We start from the raw sequence: 17,812 nt of genomic DNA on the forward strand, positions 1-17,812 counted from the left end.
CATCGCCACTCCTTTCCCGAACATGAACGAAATCAAACTGACGCAATTCTCCCACGGCGGCGGATGCGGCTGCAAAATCGCCCCGGGCGTGCTGTCCAAACTCCTGGCCAGCATGCCTGCCGGCATCGTGCCGCCCGACCTGCTGGTTGGCACCGACACCGCCGACGACGCCGCGGTGTATCGCCTGAACGATCGCCAGGCGATCGTCGCGACCACCGACTTCTTTACCCCGATCGTCGACAACCCGCACGACTTCGGCCGCATCGCCGCCACCAATGCGCTGTCGGACGTGTACGCGATGGGCGCCACGCCGATCTTCGCCCTGGCGGTGGTCGGCATGCCGCTCGACAAACTGCCCCCCGAGGTGATCGGCGAGATCCTCAAGGGCGGGGCCGACGTGTGCCGCGACGCAGGCATCCCGATCGCCGGTGGGCATTCGATCGACGTGCTGGAGCCGATCTACGGGCTGGTCGGCCTGGGCGTCGTCGATCCGGCCAAGGTCAAGACCAATGCGGGCGCGCGGGACGGCGATGTGCTGGTGCTGAGCAAGCCGCTCGGGATCGGTATCCTGTCCGCGGGCCTCAAGAAAGGTCTGCTGTCGGCTGACGGCTACGCACAGATGATCCGCTGGACGACGACGCTGAACCGGGCAGGCGCGCTGCTGGCGGACATCGACGGCGTGCATGCGGTCACCGACGTGACCGGCTTCGGCCTCGCCGGCCATCTGCTCGAGATGTGTCGCGGCAGCGGGCTGGGCGCCGAAGTGGATTTCAATGCGCTGCCCGTCATCGAGGACGCGGCTGCCCTCGTGCGCGAGGGCATTGCGACTGGTGCCTCGACGCGTAACTGGGCGAGCTACGGCAGCGATGTCGTGTTGCCGGCGGACGCGCCCGAATGGCAGCGCAAGCTGATGACCGACCCCCAGACCTCGGGTGGCCTGCTGATCGCGTGCGCGCCGGAGGCGCTGGAAGCGGTTCAGGCAGCGATCCTGACCACCCAGGGCGCGCCGGGCAAGGTCATCGGCCGCATGCAGGCCGGGTCGCCGGTACTGACGGTGGCCTGAGGCCTGCCGTCATTTTCGTCCGAGCAAGGGCTGGAGTCCTTGCCAGACCGTGTCGAGTACGCGCGGCTGGGCTTCCGCCGTCGGGTGGATGCCATCGGACAGGAAGAGTTCTGGCTGGTCGGCAAAGCCGTCGAGCAGGAAGGGAACGAGTGGCACCTCGCGTGCCTGCGCGACGTCGGTGAAGGTCTGGGCAAAGCGGCGCGTGTAGGCTGCACCGTAATTGGGCGGCATCTGCATGCCGACGAGCAGGACCTGCGAGCCGGCAGCGCGCGCTGCATCGATCATCGCAGTGAGGTTCTCCGCCATGAGTTGTGGACGAAGCCCGCGCAGGCCGTCGTTGGCACCGAGTTCGAGGATGACGATGGACGGCTTGTGCTGCTCCAGCGCCGCAGGCAGGCGGGACCGGCCGCCGGCCGAGGTTTCGCCCGAGACACTGGCGTTGACGACGGTGTGACGGAACCCTTCGTCCGTCAGGCGCGTCTGCAACAGGGTGGGCCAGGCTTCGCCGGACTTCAGGCCGTAGCCGGCCGAGAGGCTGTCACCCCATACCAGGATCGTCGATGCCTGCACGGCGCCGGCAAACATGAGCATGAACAAGAAGGTAGCGATGGATCGCAGCGGCATTGAACTCTCCATTCCGGTCATCGAGGTCGAGCGCCTTTCCAAGCGCGTTCGCGTGGCCGACACGCAGGACGACCTGCACATTCTGCAGGAAGTCAGCTTTGCCGTCGGCGCGGGTGAGTCGGTGGCCATCGTTGGCGCTTCCGGCTCGGGCAAATCGACGCTGTTGGGATTGCTCGCGGGGCTGGATGTTCCCGCGACGGGCACCGTGCGCCTGCAGGGCACCGACCTGTTCCGCCTGGATGAGGATGCGCGTGCGGCCCTGCGCGGCGAGGCGATCGGCTTCGTGTTCCAGTCCTTCCAGCTGTTGCCGGCCCTGACCGCGCTCGAGAACGTCATGTTGCCGCTCGAACTGGCCGGCCTGCCCGATGCGCGCGGCGTGGCGACGCAGTGGCTGGAGCGGGTCGGCCTCGCCAGCCGGTTGCGACATTACCCCAAGCACCTGTCGGGGGGAGAACAGCAACGCGTCGCGCTGGCGCGTGCGTTCGCGCCCAATCCGCGCCTGCTGCTGGCCGACGAGCCCACCGGCAACCTCGATGCCGAAACGGGCCGTGCGGTCATCGAGCTGATGTTCAAGCTCAACCGCGAAGCCGGCACGACGCTGATCCTGGTGACACACGACGAGTCGCTCGCCCGCCGTTGCGGCCGCATCCTGCGCATGAGCGCCGGCCGGCTGCACGAGGCCACCACGGAGGCGGCTTCGGCCCCGGCCTGAGGGGTCAGCCGAAGAGGTCGAGCACGCCGTCCAGGCCGCTGTGGTCGAGGCTGCAATCGGCCACGGCGCGCAACACCGGCTTGGGATGGAAGGCAATGCCGAAACCAGCGGCATTCATCATCGGGATGTCGTTGGCCCCGTCCCCGGCGGCGATGACCTGGTGCGGCGCAAGGCCCAGCGAATCACGGATACGCACGAGGTGCGCCGCCTTGGCCTCGCCGTCGACGATGGCGCCGATCACGCGGCCGGTGAGGTGGCCGTCGATGACTTCCAGCTCGTTCGCGAAGGCATGGTCGAAGCCCAGACGCGCCTTCAGGCGCTCGGTGAAGTAGGTGAAGCCGCCGGACACCAGCACGCTGCGGATACCCGCGCGCCTGAGTCCCTGCATGAGCCGCTCCGCGCCCGGATTGAGCTGCAGACGCTGGGTGTAGACATCCTCCAGCGCACGCTCGGGCAATCCGCCCAGCAGCGCGACGCGCCGAGTGAGTGACTCGCGGAAGTCGATCTCGCCCTGCATCGCCGCTTCGGTGATCGCTGCGACCTCGGCCTTCAGCCCCTGCATGTCGGCGATCTCGTCGATGCATTCGATGTTGATGAGCGTCGAATCCATGTCGGTGACGAACAGACCGAAGTCCGCCAGGCGCCAGCCTTCCGGCAACCAGGCGTGGTCGAGCCCGCCGGCGCTGCAGGTCGCAGCGAGTTCGGCGTGATCCCGTGCGCCGACGAGGCGGAAGGAGCGGGGCGTGATCTGCTGGATCTCGCTCGCCCCGGTGAGCTTTGCAACGTTCTTCAGCGCGATGCTGTCGACATCCTCGGCAAGCACCACGAGGTTCATGCAACGCGCTCCTGCGTGCCTTTCGCTTCGCGCAACACGGCCGCCGCGTTGCGGAGCATCTCCTCGGTCGTTTCCCAGCCCACGCAGGCATCGGTGACCGAGCAGCCGTACTTCATCTGCGACAGGTCGGCGGGAATCGGCTGGTTGCCGGCGACGATGTTGCTTTCGATCATCAGCCCGACCACGGAGTCGTTCCCCTCGCGGATCTGATGGATCACGTCCTTCATCACCAGGGGCTGGTATTCCGGCTTCTTCCACGAGTTGGCGTGCGAGCAGTCGACGACGATGTTGCGCGCGAGTTTCGCCTTGGCGAGGGCCTGTTCGGCCAGCGAGATCGACACCGAGTCGTAGTTGGGCCGGCCACCGCCCCCGCGCAGGACGACATGGCCGTAGGGGTTGCCGCGGGTGCGGGTGATGGCCGACTGGCCCTGGTTGTTGATGCCGAGGAAACTGTGCGGATGCGCAGCCGAGATGATGGCGTTGATGGCGACTTCAAGGTCGCCGTCGGTTGCGTTCTTGAAGCCGACCGGGGTCGACAGACCGGACGACATCTCGCGATGCGTCTGCGATTCGGACGTGCGCGCGCCGATGGCGGTCCACGAGATCAGGTCGCCGTAGTACTGCGGCGCGATCGGGTCGAGCGCCTCGGTACCGGTCGGCAGGCCGATCTCGCACACGTCGAGCAGGAACTTGCGCGCACGCTCCATGCCGACGTCGATGCGGAACGAGTCGTCCATGAAGGGATCGTTGATGAAGCCCTTCCAGCCGGTGGAGGTGCGGGGCTTCTCGAAGTAGACGCGCATCACCAGCAGCATGGTGTCCGACACTTCGTCCGCGAGTTTCTTGAGCCGGCGTGCGTAGTCCAGGCCGGCGACCGGGTCGTGGATCGAGCACGGACCGACGACGACGAAGACGCGCGGGTCCTTGCGATCGAGGATGTCCATGATGGCTTTGCGTCCCGCGACGACGGATGCGGCTGCGCGCTCGGTCATGGGGACGCGGGCCTTGATCTCCTCGGGCGAGGGCATGTGATCGAAGGCGGCGACGTTGAGGTTCTCGGTCTGGGCGAGGGGCATTCGGTACTCCGGGTGCGGCATGAAGATGGGGGCTGGGGCAGCGGATTGTAACCTGAAGCACGCTTCCGCCTGCTCGACAGGACGGCGCCCGGTCGGCGCGACGCCTTGCTGCGCGAACGTTTGCGGCGGCGACTACAGCCAGCGCGCCTTCCTGAAACGCCACCACAGCAGGGTGCTCGACGCGGCGATCGTCCCCAGGCCGAACAGATAGCCGTATTCCCACTCCAGCTCGGGCATGTGGTTGAAGTTCATGCCCCAGATGCCGGCGAAGGCCGTCGCCACGGCGAAGATGCCCGCCCAGGCCGCGAGGCGCTTGCTGATCTCGGTCTGGTCGATGGTGACCATCGACAGGTTCACCTGGATCGCCGTGCCGATGGTGTCGCGGATGCTGTCGAGCGACGCGTTGATGCGGGTGAGGTGGTCGTAGACGTCGCGGAAGTAGTGCCGGCTCTTGGCGCAGACCTCGGGTACGCGGCCGCTGTGCAACTTGCCGGCGGCTTCCATCAGCGGCAGTACGGCATGCTTGAGCAGCGTGACCTTGCGCTTCAGGCGATACAGGCGACGGATGTTGGAACGTGCCGCGCCCTTGGTGAAGATGCGTTCCTCCAGCGTCTCGACCTCGGTCTCGAGCTTCTCGATCAAGGGGAAGTAGCGGTCCACCACCGCATCCATCAAGGCGTAGAAGACGTAGCCCGAGCCCTTCGCGAGCATCTTCGGCTCGCGCTCGCAGCGGGCACGGACGCCGAGGAAATCCCGGTTGCTGTTGTTGCGCACCGACAGGATGTAGTTGGGCCCGACGAAGACGTGCACCTCGCCGACCTCGAGCGAACCTTCGCGCTCCTCGACCAGATGCATCACGGCGAAGAGCTCATCGTCGTACTCCTCGACCTTGGGGCGCTGGTGACCGTGGTTGGCGTCCTCGACGGCCAGCTCGTGCAGACCGAACTCCTCCTTCATCACCGCCAGCTCGCCGGGCGTCGCGTCCTTCAGCGCGACCCACACGAAGGTGTCGGGCTGCTGCAGGTAGTCGCTGATGTCCTCGACAGGCAGATCGGCAAGCTTGCGCCCATGCTGGTAGGCGGTGCAGTTGATGAGCATCCCGGTGCGTCCTCGCTCAGGCCTTCACCGCGTCGAGCAGGTCCTTCACCGCCTTTACCCGGTCCTTGAGGTTGGGCAGGCTGGCGCGGCGCACCAGCTTCTCCGGGCCCGCCATCTTCGTGCTGCGGTCCTTCTGGATCAGGAAGATCACCTTCACCGGGTCGATCGGCGCGTCCTTGGCGAACTGCACGCTGATCTGCGCATCCGAGGCGTCGAGCTTCTGCACGCCGTAGTCCTTCACCAGCATGCGCAGGCGGTGGGTCTCGATCAGCGCGGCGGTCTGCGGCGGCACTTCGCCGAAACGGTCGATGAGTTCCTCCTGCAGCGCACGCAGATCGTCTTCGGTGTCGCAGTTCGCGAGGCGCTTGTAGAGGGTCAGGCGCTCCTGCACGTCGGGGCAGTAGTCCGTGGGAAGCAGCGCCGGGGCGTGGAGGTTGATCTCGGACACCACCTCCAGCGGTTGCGACAGGTCGGGCTCCTTGCCGGCCTGCAGATCCTTGACCGCGCGTTTCAGCATTTCGGTATAGAGGCTGAAGCCGACCTGCTGGATCTCGCCCGACTGGTTCTCGCCCAGCACCTCGCCGGCGCCGCGGATCTCGAGGTCGTGCATCGCCAGGTAGAAGCCGGAGCCGAGGTCTTCCATCATCGCGATGGCCTCGAGCCTCTTCTGCGCCTGTGCGGTGGGCTTGGCGCCCGGCATGGTCAGCAGGTAGGCGTAGGCCTGATGGTGGCTGCGGCCGACGCGACCGCGCAACTGGTGCAGCTGTGCGAGGCCGAAGCGGTCGGCGCGGTTGATGATGATGGTGTTGGCGGTCGGAATGTTGATGCCGGTCTCGATGATCGTGGTGCACAACAGCAGGTTGGCGCGCTGCTGGGTGAAGTCGCGCATCACGCGCTCGAGCTCGCGCTCGGGCAGTTGGCCGTGGCCGACCACGATGCGCGCCTCCGGTAGCAGCTCCTCGAGGTCGTTACGCATGTTGTCGATGGTGTCGACCTCGTTGTGCAGGAAGTACACCTGGCCGCCGCGCTTGAACTCGCGCAGGACCGCCTCGCGGATCACGCCGCGGCTTGAAGGCTGCACGAAAGTCTTGATCGACAGGCGCTTCTGCGGTGGCGTGGCGATCACGGAGAACTCGCGCAGGCCTTCCATCGCCAGACCCAGCGTGCGCGGGATGGGCGTGGCGGTCAGCGTGAGGATGTCGACCTCGGAACGCAGCTGCTTGAGCGCTTCCTTCTGGCGTACGCCGAAGCGGTGTTCCTCGTCGATGATCACCAGGCCGAGGCGCTTGAACATCACGTCTTTCTGCAGCAGGCGATGGGTGCCGATGATGATGTCCACCTTGCCTTCGGACAGCAGCTGCAGCGCCTCCGCCTGTTCCTTGGCCGACTTGAAGCGCGACAGTTCGGCGATCTTGATCGGCCAGTCGGCGAAGCGGTCGGCGAACGTCTGGTAGTGCTGCTCGGCGAGCAGGGTGGTCGGGCACAGCACCACCACCTGCTTGCCGTCCGCGACCGCGATGAACGCGGCGCGCAGGGCGACCTCGGTCTTGCCAAAGCCGACGTCGCCGCACACCAGGCGGTCCATCGGCCGACCCGACTTCATGTCGCTGACCACGGCGTCGATGGCTGCCTGCTGGTCGGGCGTGGTTTCGAAGCCGAATCCCTCGGCAAAGGCTTCCAGATCGTGCTGCTTGAAGTCGAAGCGATGGCCTGCGCGCGCCGCGCGCTGGGCGTAGAGGGCGAGCAACTCGGCGGCCGTGTCGCGCACCTGCATCGCGGCCTTCTTCTTGGCCTTCTCCCACTGGCCTGAGCCGAGGCGGTGCAGGTCGACCGCCTCGGGATCGGCGCCGGCGTAGCGGGTGATCACGTGCAGTTGCGAAACCGGCACGTAGAGCTTGTCGCCGCCGTTGTACTCCAGGTGCAGGAACTCGGTGTCGCCCTCGCCGAGGTTCATGTGGATGAGGCCCAGGTAGCGGCCAATGCCATGCGACACATGCACCACCGGATCGCCGACCTTCAACTCCGACAGGTCGCGCAGCCAGCCTTCCATGGTGGCTGCCTTGCGCGCGTCGCGGCGGGCACGGGTGCGGGCGGTGGCGGCGTAGAGCTCAGTCTCGGTGAAGACCGCGAGCTTCGCCGCGGGCAGCACGAAGCCGCGCGCGAGCGGGGCGACGCCAAGCGCGAGGCGTGCATCGGAATCCATGAAGGCGCCGAAGTCGGCGCTGGCCTCGGGCTTGAGCCCATACTCGGCGAAGAACTCGGCCATGGTCTCGCGCCGGCCGGGCGAGTCCGACAGCAGCAGCACGCGGCCGTCAAAGGCGTCGAGGAAAACCTTCAGCTTGTGCAGCGGGTCAGTCGCCTTGCGCTCGACGGCGACGTCAGGCGGCGGCAAGGCGAGCGCATCGGTCGCAGTGGCATTGGCTTCGGCACCGAGCGCCAGACGCGGCAAGCTCTTCAACGCAATGAAGAAGGCCTCGTCGGTCAGGAAAAGCTGTTCGGGCGGCAGCACCGGTCGCGTACGGTCGCCCTTCAACAGATCATGGCGGGAGCGTGTGTCCTTCCAGAACTCCGCGATCGCAGCCGGCACGTCGCGGTGCAGCAGCACTGCCGTGTCGGCCGGCAGGTAATCGAGCAGGGTGGCGGTGTCGTCGAAGAACAGCGGCAGGTAGTACTCGACGCCGGCCGGGGCGATGCCGTTGGAGACGTCCTTGTAGATCGCCGCACGCGTCGGATCGCCCTCGAAGGTCTCGCGGAAGCGGCTGCGGAAGCGCGTGCGCCCCTTGTCGTCGAGCGGGAACTCGCGCGCCGGCAGCAAACGGATTTCCTTGGTCGGATAGACCGAGCGCTGGGTGTCGGGGTCGAAGGTCTTGATGCTCTCGACCTCGTCATCGAAGAGGTCGATACGGAAGGGTAGCGGCGAGCCCATCGGGAACAGGTCGACCAGGCCGCCGCGCACCGAGAATTCGCCCGGGCTCACCACCTGGGTGACGTGCGCATAGCCCGCCAGCGCCATCTGCGCCTTGAACTGCTCGACGTCGAGCTTCTCGCCCTGCTTGAGGAAGAAGGTGTAGGCGGCCAGATACGAGGGCGGCGCCATGCGGTACAGCGCGGTGGACGCAGGCACCAGCAGCACGTCCGTCTCGCCGCGGGTGATGGCGTACAGCGAGGACAGACGCTCGGAGATCAGATCCTGATGCGGCGAGAAGTTGTCGTAGGGCAGGGTCTCCCAATCCGGTAGCAGGTGGACCCGCAGTCCGGGCGAGGCCCAGGCGATCTCTTCCTGCAGGCGCTGCGCATCCAGCGGATTGGCCGTGATCACGAGCAGCATACGGCCACGGCTGGCAAGCTGGGCGACGGCGAGCGCATCGGCGGACCCTGCGAGGGGCGGCAGCTCGAGCCGCGCGCCGGGTTTGGGCAGGGTGCTGGTGGCGAGTTTTGCGAGCAGGGAATCGAGGGGATTGGGCATGGGGCGTGACGGAAGACTCGGCAACAATCCGGCGGTCGTGGCCGGCATGCGCGTTCGGAAACGACAATTATAAGGAAGCCGGCGTGTCGTGGCGGGCGATGCTGCGCAGGGAGGTTACGACGGGTCAGCGACGGCGGCAGTTCCTTACGTTGACGTTAACGGCATGCAAAAGCATCATCGTCCTCGACGCGAACGTCGATCACCCATCCTCCCAACAACGAACACCGCGAGACGATGACTCGAAATTTCCCAAGACTCGACATCCAGGACCGCTGGTTCGAGTCGGGCAGCGGGCGCCTGTATGTGCGTGCCTGGTCACCCGAGTCGGCCGTGTCGGACACGCCGATCATCCTGCTGCATGACTCGCTCGGCAGCGTCGAACTCTGGCGCGACTTTCCCGCCGCCTTGTGTGCCGAGACCGGACGCCAGGTCCTTGCCTACGATCGCCTCGGTTTCGGGCGGTCCGATGCTCACCCCGGAAAGCTGCCACTCGACTTCGTCGCGCGCGAAGCGGAAGCGGGCTTCGACGCCGTTCGTCGGCAGCTGGGCCTTGGCCGCTTCGTCGCCTTCGGCCATAGCGTCGGGGGCGGCATGGCCGTGCATTGCGCGGCACGTTTCGCCACAGACTGTGCCGCGCTGATCACCGAGTCGGCCCAGGCTTTCGTCGAGGACCGGACCCTTGCGGGTATCGAGACGGCGCGCGAGCTGTTCACCGACCCGGCCCAGGTCGAAAGGCTCGCCCGTTACCACGGCGACAAGGCGGCCTGGGTGCTCGACGCCTGGATCGGCTCCTGGCTCAGTCCCGAGTTCGCAACGTGGTCGCTGGATGCGGTGTTGCCGCAGGTGCATTGTCCTGTGCTCGCGCTGCATGGCGCCGACGACGAGTATGGCAGTCCCGCGCACCCGGAGCGGATCGGCCGGCTCGTGAGCGGTCCTGCCCGAGTCGAGGTGATGGCGGCGACACGACACGTACCACATCGGGAAAGACCGGCAGACGTGCTCCAACGCGTCGCCGCCTTCCTGCGCGACATCCCCTGACCGGCGCATCGCGACCGACGCATTGTGATCGGCAAAGCGCCCCCACAACCCAGACAAGAGATCTTGAGCATGACGAACGCCTTCCAGCCCGCAGTCGACGAAGTGATCCAGAGCCGGTACTCGTGCCGCGCCTTCCTGCCGCGCCCCGTGCCGCGCACAACCATCGAGGAGATCCTTGCCGTCGCCTCGCGCGCGCCCTCGGGCACCAACATTCAACCGTGGAGGGCCTGGGTGCTGACCGGTGAGACCAAGGCGGCCCTGACCGAACGCCTGCTGGCCGCCTTCGACGACCCCGAGGAAGCGGCAACGCATGCCGATCCCTACCAGTACTACCCCAAGCAATGGATCTCGCCCTATATCGACCGCCGTCGCAAGGTCGGCCTGCAGCTCTACGGCCTGCTCGGCATCCAGAAAGGCGACGCCAAGCGCATGCACGAGCAGTTCGCGCGCAACTACAAGTTCTTCGATGCGCCGGTCGGGCTGATCTTCACGGTCGATCGGGTCATGGAGCAGGGCTCCTGGCTCGACTACGGCATGTTCCTGCAGAACGTCATGCTGGCAGCGAAGGCGCGCGGACTGGATACCTGCCCGCAGGCCGCGTTGATCCAGTTCCACCGCATCATCCGCCAGACGCTGGAGATCCCCGACAACGAAACGCTGATCTGCGGCATGTCCCTGGGTTACGCCGATCCAGCCGCGCCGGAGAACACGCTCCGGACCGAGCGCGCACCGCTGTCGGAGTGGGTCTCCTTTCGCGACTGAAGCTACCGCTTGCCGCGCGGCGGCAACGCCCGGTCGCCGCCGCGCGCGCACGGCCCTCAGGCCTGCGCCGTGCCCTCTGCTTGGGGGAAGTGCTGCCGCAACCAGGCGCAGGCTGCCCGTGCGGCCAGCAGGTCGTTGTCGTGCTCGCTGTCGGTCGGTGGCAGCGCCAGCCAATGATGATCCCCCTTCAGCAGGGGATAGGCCCGGGTGAGGATGGTGGCCTCGGGCGTGCCGGGCGTCACGATGAAACGGATCGGCGTGCGTACGGCGCGCAGGGGCTCGGCGCCAGCCAGATCGGCGCGCCCGCCGAGGAACGCGATCGAACGAAAGGACTCCGGCGACCGCACCGCGGCGCGAACCGCCGCTGCACAGCCCGTGCCGGTTGCAACCACCGCGAGTGGCAGGCCGACGAGCGGCGGCTGATGCGAAGCCCACTCGATGGCAGCGAGGACGCGGTCGGTGAGGCGAGGGATGTTGAACGGGGCGTCCGGATCGCGCAGTGCCTCCTGACGGGTCAGCAGATCGACCGTCATCGTCGCGAAGCCGGCCGCCTGCAGCGTCAGTTCAAGCGGCCGGTGCGACTGATCGAGCGGAGGGTGTCCCGACGAGTTCAGGCACATGGCAAGCCCGCGGACGTCAGGTGCATGGGCGAGGACGCCGTCCAGCCAAACGCCGTGCGCAGGAATGCTGAGATCGATGTGCCGGAGTTTCACGAAGTCTTCCTGCCCTGCAGGGGCTGGCGATGGATGGCGACGGGGATGCGGCGTGCGCCAAATGCATCCCCAGCGGCGGCGCCGACCGGGCCATAGCGCCCGGCCAGCTTGGTGCCGCAATCGGGACAGGCGCCCTGGGCGTCCACCGTGTAGCTGCGGATCTCGTACCAGTCGCGCACGATGAGCGGACGTCCGCAGCCGGTGCAATGCGTGGTGTCACCTTCGACATCATGCACATTGCCGGTGTAGACATGCTTCAGGCCGGCATCTAGCGCGATGCGGCGTGCCCGCGTCAGGGTTGCTGGCGGGGTCGGGGGAACCTCGGTCATCTTGAAGTCGGGATGGAAGGCGCTGAAGTGCAAGGGCACCTCCGCGCCAAGTTCGTCATGTACCCATTTCGACAAAGCCTGCAACTCGGCATCCGAGTCGTTCTGGCCCGGGATCAGCAGGGTGGTCAGCTCGACCCACACATCCGTTTCGTGTTGCAGCCAGACCAGGGTGTCGAGCACCGGCTGCAGATGCGCACCGCACAGCCGGACGTAGAAATCGTCGGTGAAGCCTTTCAGGTCGACATTGGCCGCATCCATGCGGCTGAAGAAGTCGCGCCGCGCCAACTCGGTGATGTAGCCCGCGGTAACCGCGACCGTCTGCAGGCCGTGGGCATGGCAGGCATCGGCGACGTCCATCGCGTACTCGGCGAAGATGACCGGGTCGTTGTAGGTAAAGGCGACGCTGTGGCAGCCCCAGTGCCTGGCGGTGGCGACGATCTCGTCGGGCGATGCGGCATCCATCAGGCTGTCCATGTCGCGCGACTTGGAGATGTCCCAGTTCTGGCAGAACTTGCACGCGAGGTTGCAGCCCGCCGTACCAAAGGAGAGAACCTTGCTGCCCGGGTAGAAGTGGTTCAGCGGCTTCTTCTCGATCGGGTCGATGCAGAAGCCCGAGCTGCGACCATAGGTCGTCAGCACGATGCCATCCCCCTCGCGCATGCGTACGAAGCACGCGCCGCGCTGGTCCTCGTGCAGCTTGCAGTAACGCGGGCAGAGGTCGCACTGGATGCGGCCGTCGTCGAGACGGTGCCAGTACCGGCCGGGATGATTCTGGCCGCTGGCCGGGCTTGCGTTCATGAGGCCTCCGCGCGGGATTCATGCCACTTTCTGACGTTGTAGCGCGCGGCCATCAGGCCGTCCACCGGACGCTCGACCGGCATGCCGGCCTTGCACTTGAGCGCGGCGAGAAACATCTCGGGCTGCGGCAGTTGCGACCACACCTGCGGCAGGAAAGTGGCGCTGCGACAGCCCGCGAACAGGATCAGACCGTCCTCGAAAGGGCGCAACTGGCGCAGCAGGTCGGCTTCGTCCGCGAAGTCGATGAATTCCGGCTCGCTGAGCAGCGACACCTCGACCTCGACTTGCGCGAACTCGTCGGCGTCGAGCGGGGGAAAGCGCGGATCCTGGCTGGCGGCCGCAATGGCATTCGCGATGACGTCGGCCCCCAGCGCGCGGGTGCGCCGCAGGCTGCCGATGCAGCCGCGCAACTCGCCCTCCAGCATCAAGGTGACGAAGGTCGCGCCGCGCTCGCCAAGCCTCGGATCGGCGCCGGGCTCGGGCGCGGGACCCAGCCCAAGGTGATGCGCGATCGCTGCGCGTGCGAGACGGAGCAGCTCGGGGCCGAGGTCAGTGGCGGGCATGGGCATCGGGCTCCGGTTCGCAGAAGGCGATGCTGGCGTAGCCGACCACGCGCGTGCGGTCGCCCGCGGTGTCGCCGGAATTGCGCAGATCGAGCAGGTGAGGCTGCAGATGCTGGCGTCGGGCGGCGAGCAGCAAGCCGTTGAGCGGCGTTGCCCCGCAAGCCTGTTCGTGGTTGAGCCCCGCGCGCAGGGCGATGACCTGATCGGCGGTCGAGCGGTCGATCCATTGCGCCTGGCGGTAAGACAGGTAATGCGAAAGGTCCGAGCTGATCACGATCAGCGTTTCCGGGCCGCCCCACAGGGCCTCGATGAGCTCGGCCACGCTCTCGTCGTCGGCGTCGCCGACCAGCAGCGGGACGAGCGTGAACCTGTCGAGCACCATCTGCAGGAAGGGCAGCTGCACTTCAAGGCAGTGCTCGAGCGCGTGGGGCGAATCGTCCACCCGCACATCGTCGCGCGCCTGCAGGGCCAGCCAGTCGGCACGGCTCAGGGGAACCTCTCCGAGCGGGGTCATGAAGGCCTGTGCCGCGGGCAGCGAAAACCCGCGCACCGCCACGCGATGCGTCGGCCCGAGCATCACGACGCGGCGAATCTGCCCGCGCAGCGGCGCAAGGGCGCGATATGCACTCGCGGCGACCGGCCCCGAGTACATGTAACCCGCGTGCGGCACGACGATCGCCTTGGGCGGGGCCACCTGCTCGAGCGGAACGGCGGACGCAAGCATTTCGGCAAGCTGGATGCGCAGCACGCGCTCATCAGCCGGATAGAACTGGCCGGCGACGGCCGCCGGTCGGACGGAAGCATTGGCCATGCTGGTTTCCCTGGCGTTCGCAAACGGAACTCCGTTTGACAAGGCAAATTATAGACTTGCCGCCTGCAACGCGCTCCAGCCCATGCCGGCACCCAGTCCGAGCCCAACCACCATCATGCCGGGCAGGACTCTTGCAGCCAGCGGGCGGCCGCCGATCACGAGCGCCATTGCGGTCTTGAAGCCGAGGTTGGCCAGCATTGCCAGCCCGATCGCGATCACGGTCGGCTCCAGGGCGAGCTTGTCCATCGAGAACAGCCGCAGGCTCGACAGTGTGATCGCATCGACGTCCGTCAGGCCCGACACCAGGGCCAGCACATAGAGGCCGCGATTGCCGAAGTAGTCCGACAGCCACGCCGCAGACAGCAGCACGAGGCCGTACAGCAGGCCGAAACCCAGGGCGGCCTTCAGCTCGGTCGGGTTGCTGGTGTTCGGCAGCACGGTCTCGCCGCGCTCGCCCAGACCGCGCCAGTGCCAGAGCACGCCAGCAAGGCCGAGAACCAGCCCGGGGATCACGACGACGAGCAGCGGACGCAGCACGCTCGGTGCCACGAGACCGGCGATCACCGCCACCCGCAGCAGCATCACGAGGTTGGCCAGCACGATCACGAGTCCCGCCATCGGCGCGATGGCCTCGGTTCCGCGCGCCTGGCGTGCATAGACCATGGTCGTCGCCGTGCTCGAGGCCAGTCCGCCGAAGATCCCGACGAAAACCGTGCCATAGCGCGCGCCGACCAGCTGGAGCGCGGTGTAGCCCGCCAGGCTCACCCCGGAGATCAGCACCACCATCCACCAGATCTGGTACGGGTTGAGCGCGCCGAAGGGCCCGAATTCCTCGTTGGGCAGGATCGGCAGGATCACCAGCGACAGCACGCCGAACTGCAGGATCGAGATCCAGTCGCGCGGCTGAAGGCGGGTGGCAATGCCGCGCAACTGTGCCTTGAAGTACAGCAGCACGGTGGTGCCGACCGCCAGCATCACCGCGAGCTGCGCGTAGCCCATCCACACCGCCGCACCGAGGCAGTAGCACACGAGCAGGGCGGCGACCGAGGTCGTGCCCGGATCGGACGGATCGGGATGGCGCAGATAGGCGCTGATGATGGTGACGCCGACGATGACCAGGCCGGCCACGAAAGGCGCGATGCTCTGCAGGTCCTGGCCGAGCATGGCGACGAGGGCACCGAACATGGCGACGAGGCCGAAGGTGCGCAGGCCGGCGCGCGCCGAGGGCACACGCTCGCGCTCGAGACCGATCAGCAGGCCGATGCCGATGGCGATGAGGAAGGCTTCGATCTGGTCGGGATCAAGGGGGAGAGCGTCGGGCATGGCGCCTGCGGATATGCGGTGCGGACGTGTCCGATCATACACGCGCGCACCGCCGGTTCCGCGCGAAGCACGCTTGCGGGACCCGCCTTGCAGGCGGTTTCACGCCGTTCGCCGTTCGCGCGGCGAGCTGCTTCGCTAGAATGCGCGCCATGCAAAACCATCACCCGCGTCATTTCGCCATCGTGCCCGCTGCCGGCAGCGGCTCCCGCATGGGTGCGGCCCGACCCAAGCAGTACCTCTCGCTGCTCGGTCGCCCCCTGATCCATCACGCCCTTTCCGTGCTGTGCGCTGCACCGGAAATCGACAAGGTTTTCGTGGTCCTGTCGGTGGACGACCGCGAATGGTCGCGCTATGACTGGAGTGCACTCGGCGACAAGCTCGTGCCCCTGTTCTGCGGCGGTGCGACCCGCGCCGACAGCGTGCTGGGTGGCCTGCGCGCCATCGCTGGCGACGTGACGCAGTCAGACTGGGTTCTGGTGCATGACGCCGCACGCCCCTGCCTCGCCCCCTGGCACATCGACAAGCTGGTGCGCGAACTGGCGCACGAGGAAGTGGGCGGCCTGCTCGCGGTGCCGGTCGCCGACACGCTGAAGCGGGCCGACGCCCATCGCCATGTGGCCGAGACCGTGCCGCGCGACAGCCTGTGGCAGGCACAGACGCCGCAGATGTTCCGCTATGTGATGCTGCGCCGCGCGCTCGAAGGCGCGTCGGACGTGACCGACGAGGCGAGCGCCATCGAGGCGGCGGGCCTGCGTCCGCGCCTGGTGCAGGGCGACGCCACCAACCTGAAAGTGACCTATCCGCTCGACCTGCACCTGGCCGAGTGGATACTGCAGAACCGCGAGGGGCTCAAGTGATGAACGTTCCGTTTCGAATCGGTCAGGGTTTTGATGTACATGCGCTGGTGCCTGGCCGGCCGCTGATCATCGGCGGCGTGACCATCCCCCATCCGCGCGGACTGCTCGGCCACTCCGACGCCGACGTGCTGCTGCACGCGATCACCGATGCGCTGCTGGGCGCCGCCGGCCTCGGTGACATCGGCCGCCTGTTTCCCGATACCGACGAACGCCACGCCGGCGCCGACAGCCGCGTGCTGCTGCGCGGAGCCTTTGCGCGCGTCCGCGACGCGGGTTGGGCGGTGGCGAACATCGACGCGACGGTGATCTGCACCGCACCGAAGATCCTGCCGCATGCGCCGGCCATGGTCGGCAACATCGCCGCCGACCTGCAGATGGATCCGGCCGCGATCAACATCAAGGGCAAGACGACCGAAAAGCTCGGCTTCACCGGCCGCGGCGAAGGCATCGCCGCGCAGGCGGTGGCGCTGCTGGTGAAGGGCGACCATGCCTGATGCAGGCGCAGCCGGTGCGGCGCCGCGCCTGCGCGTGTTCTTCGCGCTATGGCCCGACGCACCGACCGCGTCCTGCCTGCATTGCGAAGCTCGCCAACTGCAAGGTGCGTGTGGTGGACGGCTCATGCGGCCGGACACGATCCACCTGACCCTGGCCTTTCTCGGCGATACGCCGGTGTCGCGCCTCCCAATACTTGCCGAAGCCGCGGCGCAGGTGCACGCGCCACCCTGCACACTGGTGCTCGACCGATGCGGAAGCTGGCACGGCAACCGCGTGCTCTGGCTTGGACCGAGCAGCCCGCCTGAGCCATTGGGCCTGCTGGCCGGACAGCTGGGCAGCGCCCTGCGTGAACGTGGCGTTGCGCTCGAGCGCCGTCCCTTCGCGCCACATGTGACCATCGTGCGCAATGCCTTGCACGCACCACCGGCGCAGCAGGTCGCGGCGATCACCTGGGATGTGTCCGCCTTCGTGCTGGTGGCGTCGGAACGCGGCCCGGACGGTGCGCGCTATCGGGAACTCGGCCATTGGCCGCTTGGCGAAGACGCTGCGCGTTGAAAAGACTGCTTCGGAACAAGGTTGCGGGGCGCCAAGCGCCCCGCAGTGCCAGAGGTCGTCCATCAGGGACGCCTGCAGGTCTCCTCGAAGGAGACGTCAAGAGATCGGTCGCTGCCCGATCAAGCTTTGTCGTGAGATGGGTGGAGTCTCGTCAAACGCGTCCTCCTTCAACGTGCCGATCGCTCGGCTTCACAGGTAGATGGCCGAAGCCAGACGTTCGCTGAGTTCGGGTTCCGAAGTCTTGGTGTAGTCCTTTTCGAAGCGGTCCGTAATGAGCTGTGCGGTCGGACCGTCGATGACGGTGTTGAGCATGCCCATGAAGGCAGGCGGAGCGACGAGGATGGCGCGCTTGAACGCGTTCTGTGAGCGTCCCTGATAGAGCGCCTGAGCGATTTCCTGCGCGAAGACCTTGGCTTCGTGCTGTTTGGGAAGGGTCTGCGGCTGCATCGAGCCGCCGCCGCCATTGCCGGCCATGGCGCCGGAGCGGTCGGTGACGAGTTCAGAGTTCTTCTGCCTGCTTTCGGGGTGGATCAGTTCCTTGACCAGCGTGAGGCCCTTGTTGGGGCCGAGGTTCGCATACAGCTTCGCCAGGCTGGCGTTGGCAACCAAAATCCAGGTGATGGCCATGAAACAACCTCCGTTGCGTGAAAAGGTCGATGTGCAATCCGTCGCACAAAACAGGTGCGGACGAATG

The 17,812-nt window shown here is 66.9% G+C and carries 18 protein-coding genes; 7 read left to right on the forward strand and 11 right to left on the reverse strand.

All coding sequences use genetic code 11. The annotated features are described in order from the left end of the window. Positions 1-22 precede the first annotated feature (22 nt). Entirely contained in the window at positions 23-1,063 is a 1,041-nt protein-coding gene (selD, locus tag AC731_RS04440) for a selenide, water dikinase SelD (protein WP_048709506.1), read from the forward strand. Between the two features lie 9 nt (positions 1,064-1,072). Here selD and AC731_RS04445 read toward each other — a convergent pair whose 3' ends face one another. Next, positions 1,073-1,687, reverse strand: a complete 615-nt coding sequence (locus AC731_RS04445) for an arylesterase (protein ID WP_038010598.1) — start codon at positions 1,685-1,687, stop codon at positions 1,073-1,075. On the opposite strand from AC731_RS04445, the gene AC731_RS04450 reads away from it, so the two are divergent. After that, positions 1,671-2,399 carry an ABC transporter ATP-binding protein gene (locus AC731_RS04450; RefSeq protein ID WP_048709510.1) on the forward strand — a complete coding sequence of 243 codons (729 nt, stop codon included), beginning with the start codon at positions 1,671-1,673 and terminating at the stop codon, positions 2,397-2,399. The two genes, AC731_RS04445 and AC731_RS04450, sit on opposite strands and share 17 nt — an antisense overlap. Positions 2,400-2,403: 4 nt before the next feature. On the opposite strand, the gene serB is transcribed toward AC731_RS04450, so the two are convergent. From serB to mfd, 4 genes are all read right to left on the reverse strand, one after another. Beyond that, positions 2,404-3,234, reverse strand: coding sequence for a phosphoserine phosphatase SerB (serB, locus tag AC731_RS04455; protein ID WP_048709513.1), 831 nt, complete (start codon positions 3,232-3,234; stop codon positions 2,404-2,406). Next, positions 3,231-4,310: a 3-deoxy-7-phosphoheptulonate synthase gene (locus tag AC731_RS04460; RefSeq protein ID WP_048709514.1), complete on the reverse strand. Its 1,080-nt coding sequence runs from the start codon at positions 4,308-4,310 to the stop codon at positions 3,231-3,233. Before AC731_RS04460 ends, serB begins: the two co-directional genes overlap by 4 nt. A 132-nt stretch (positions 4,311-4,442) precedes the next feature. Continuing rightward, positions 4,443-5,408: a magnesium/cobalt transporter CorA gene (gene corA / locus AC731_RS04465; protein ID WP_048709517.1), complete on the reverse strand. Its 966-nt coding sequence runs from the start codon at positions 5,406-5,408 to the stop codon at positions 4,443-4,445. Positions 5,409-5,424: 16 nt separating this feature from the next. Beyond that, positions 5,425-8,874, reverse strand: a complete 3,450-nt coding sequence (mfd, locus tag AC731_RS04470) for a transcription-repair coupling factor (RefSeq protein ID WP_156480642.1) — start codon at positions 8,872-8,874, stop codon at positions 5,425-5,427. A gap of 234 nt (positions 8,875-9,108) precedes the next feature. On the opposite strand from mfd, the gene AC731_RS04475 reads away from it, so the two are divergent. Then, positions 9,109-9,912: an alpha/beta fold hydrolase gene (locus AC731_RS04475; RefSeq protein ID WP_048709523.1), complete on the forward strand. Its 804-nt coding sequence runs from the start codon at positions 9,109-9,111 to the stop codon at positions 9,910-9,912. A gap of 69 nt (positions 9,913-9,981) precedes the next feature. After that, positions 9,982-10,674: a nitroreductase gene (locus AC731_RS04480; protein WP_048709526.1), complete on the forward strand. Its 693-nt coding sequence runs from the start codon at positions 9,982-9,984 to the stop codon at positions 10,672-10,674. Between the two features lie 56 nt (positions 10,675-10,730). Here AC731_RS04480 and AC731_RS04485 read toward each other — a convergent pair whose 3' ends face one another. Genes AC731_RS04485 through AC731_RS04505 form a run of 5 tightly spaced genes read right to left on the reverse strand, consistent with a single transcriptional unit; the run spans position 10,731 to position 15,211 of the window. Then, positions 10,731-11,387 (reverse strand): dienelactone hydrolase family protein, encoded by a 657-nt coding sequence (locus AC731_RS04485; protein ID WP_048709528.1) that lies wholly within the window; start codon positions 11,385-11,387, stop codon positions 10,731-10,733. Further along, positions 11,384-12,514, reverse strand: coding sequence for an AmmeMemoRadiSam system radical SAM enzyme (amrS, locus tag AC731_RS04490; protein ID WP_048709531.1), 1,131 nt, complete (start codon positions 12,512-12,514; stop codon positions 11,384-11,386). Before amrS ends, AC731_RS04485 begins: the two co-directional genes overlap by 4 nt. Further along, positions 12,511-13,077, reverse strand: a complete 567-nt coding sequence (gene amrA / locus AC731_RS04495) for an AmmeMemoRadiSam system protein A (RefSeq protein ID WP_048709534.1) — start codon at positions 13,075-13,077, stop codon at positions 12,511-12,513. The genes amrS and amrA overlap by 4 nt, the downstream gene beginning before the upstream one ends. Continuing rightward, positions 13,064-13,888, reverse strand: a complete 825-nt coding sequence (gene amrB / locus AC731_RS04500; RefSeq protein ID WP_048709535.1) for an AmmeMemoRadiSam system protein B — start codon at positions 13,886-13,888, stop codon at positions 13,064-13,066. The genes amrA and amrB overlap by 14 nt, the downstream gene beginning before the upstream one ends. A gap of 48 nt (positions 13,889-13,936) precedes the next feature. Beyond that, entirely contained in the window at positions 13,937-15,211 is a 1,275-nt protein-coding gene (locus AC731_RS04505) for an MgtC/SapB family protein (protein ID WP_004251495.1), read from the reverse strand. 140 nt (positions 15,212-15,351) lie between these two features. On the opposite strand from AC731_RS04505, the gene ispD reads away from it, so the two are divergent. From ispD to thpR, 3 genes are read left to right on the forward strand one after another with little or no spacing between them, the layout of a single operon-like run. Next, entirely contained in the window at positions 15,352-16,068 is a 717-nt protein-coding gene (ispD, locus tag AC731_RS04510; protein WP_004251492.1) for a 2-C-methyl-D-erythritol 4-phosphate cytidylyltransferase, read from the forward strand. Continuing rightward, complete coding sequence (ispF, locus tag AC731_RS04515) at positions 16,068-16,562, forward strand: 2-C-methyl-D-erythritol 2,4-cyclodiphosphate synthase (protein WP_048709538.1); 495 nt, start codon at positions 16,068-16,070, stop codon at positions 16,560-16,562. Before ispD ends, ispF begins: the two co-directional genes overlap by 1 nt. Further along, positions 16,555-17,118 carry an RNA 2',3'-cyclic phosphodiesterase gene (gene thpR / locus AC731_RS04520; RefSeq protein WP_048709541.1) on the forward strand — a complete coding sequence of 188 codons (564 nt, stop codon included), beginning with the start codon at positions 16,555-16,557 and terminating at the stop codon, positions 17,116-17,118. Before ispF ends, thpR begins: the two co-directional genes overlap by 8 nt. Before the next feature lie 189 nt (positions 17,119-17,307). Here the strand turns inward: thpR and AC731_RS04525 are convergent, their stop codons facing one another. Beyond that, positions 17,308-17,745: a host attachment protein gene (locus AC731_RS04525; protein ID WP_004251484.1), complete on the reverse strand. Its 438-nt coding sequence runs from the start codon at positions 17,743-17,745 to the stop codon at positions 17,308-17,310. Positions 17,746-17,812: the final 67 nt, after the last annotated feature.

It is taken from the genome of Thauera humireducens, assembly GCF_001051995.2.
In the GTDB taxonomy this organism is placed as follows: Bacteria; Pseudomonadota; Gammaproteobacteria; order Burkholderiales; family Rhodocyclaceae; genus Thauera; species Thauera humireducens.

Bases quoted from the DNA above. Each gene is read 5' to 3' on its own strand.
- selD (WP_048709506.1), top strand. From the start codon at position 23: ATGAACGAAATCAAACTGACGCAATTCTCCCACGGCGGCGGATGCGGC.
- AC731_RS04450 (WP_048709510.1), top strand. From the start codon at position 1,671: ATGGATCGCAGCGGCATTGAACTCTCCATTCCGGTCATCGAGGTCGAG.
- AC731_RS04445 (WP_038010598.1), bottom strand. From the start codon at position 1,687: ATGCCGCTGCGATCCATCGCTACCTTCTTGTTCATGCTCATGTTTGCC.
- serB (WP_048709513.1), bottom strand. From the start codon at position 3,234: ATGAACCTCGTGGTGCTTGCCGAGGATGTCGACAGCATCGCGCTGAAG.
- AC731_RS04460 (WP_048709514.1), bottom strand. From the start codon at position 4,310: ATGCCCCTCGCCCAGACCGAGAACCTCAACGTCGCCGCCTTCGATCAC.
- corA (WP_048709517.1), bottom strand. From the start codon at position 5,408: ATGCTCATCAACTGCACCGCCTACCAGCATGGGCGCAAGCTTGCCGAT.
- mfd (WP_156480642.1), bottom strand. From the start codon at position 8,874: ATGCCCAATCCCCTCGATTCCCTGCTCGCAAAACTCGCCACCAGCACC.
- AC731_RS04475 (WP_048709523.1), top strand. From the start codon at position 9,109: ATGACTCGAAATTTCCCAAGACTCGACATCCAGGACCGCTGGTTCGAG.
- AC731_RS04480 (WP_048709526.1), top strand. From the start codon at position 9,982: ATGACGAACGCCTTCCAGCCCGCAGTCGACGAAGTGATCCAGAGCCGG.
- amrS (WP_048709531.1), bottom strand. From the start codon at position 12,514: ATGAACGCAAGCCCGGCCAGCGGCCAGAATCATCCCGGCCGGTACTGG.
- amrA (WP_048709534.1), bottom strand. From the start codon at position 13,077: ATGCCCGCCACTGACCTCGGCCCCGAGCTGCTCCGTCTCGCACGCGCA.
- amrB (WP_048709535.1), bottom strand. From the start codon at position 13,888: ATGGCCAATGCTTCCGTCCGACCGGCGGCCGTCGCCGGCCAGTTCTAT.
- AC731_RS04505 (WP_004251495.1), bottom strand. From the start codon at position 15,211: ATGCCCGACGCTCTCCCCCTTGATCCCGACCAGATCGAAGCCTTCCTC.
- ispD (WP_004251492.1), top strand. From the start codon at position 15,352: ATGCGCGCCATGCAAAACCATCACCCGCGTCATTTCGCCATCGTGCCC.
- ispF (WP_048709538.1), top strand. From the start codon at position 16,068: ATGAACGTTCCGTTTCGAATCGGTCAGGGTTTTGATGTACATGCGCTG.
- thpR (WP_048709541.1), top strand. From the start codon at position 16,555: ATGCCTGATGCAGGCGCAGCCGGTGCGGCGCCGCGCCTGCGCGTGTTC.
- AC731_RS04525 (WP_004251484.1), bottom strand. From the start codon at position 17,745: ATGGCCATCACCTGGATTTTGGTTGCCAACGCCAGCCTGGCGAAGCTG.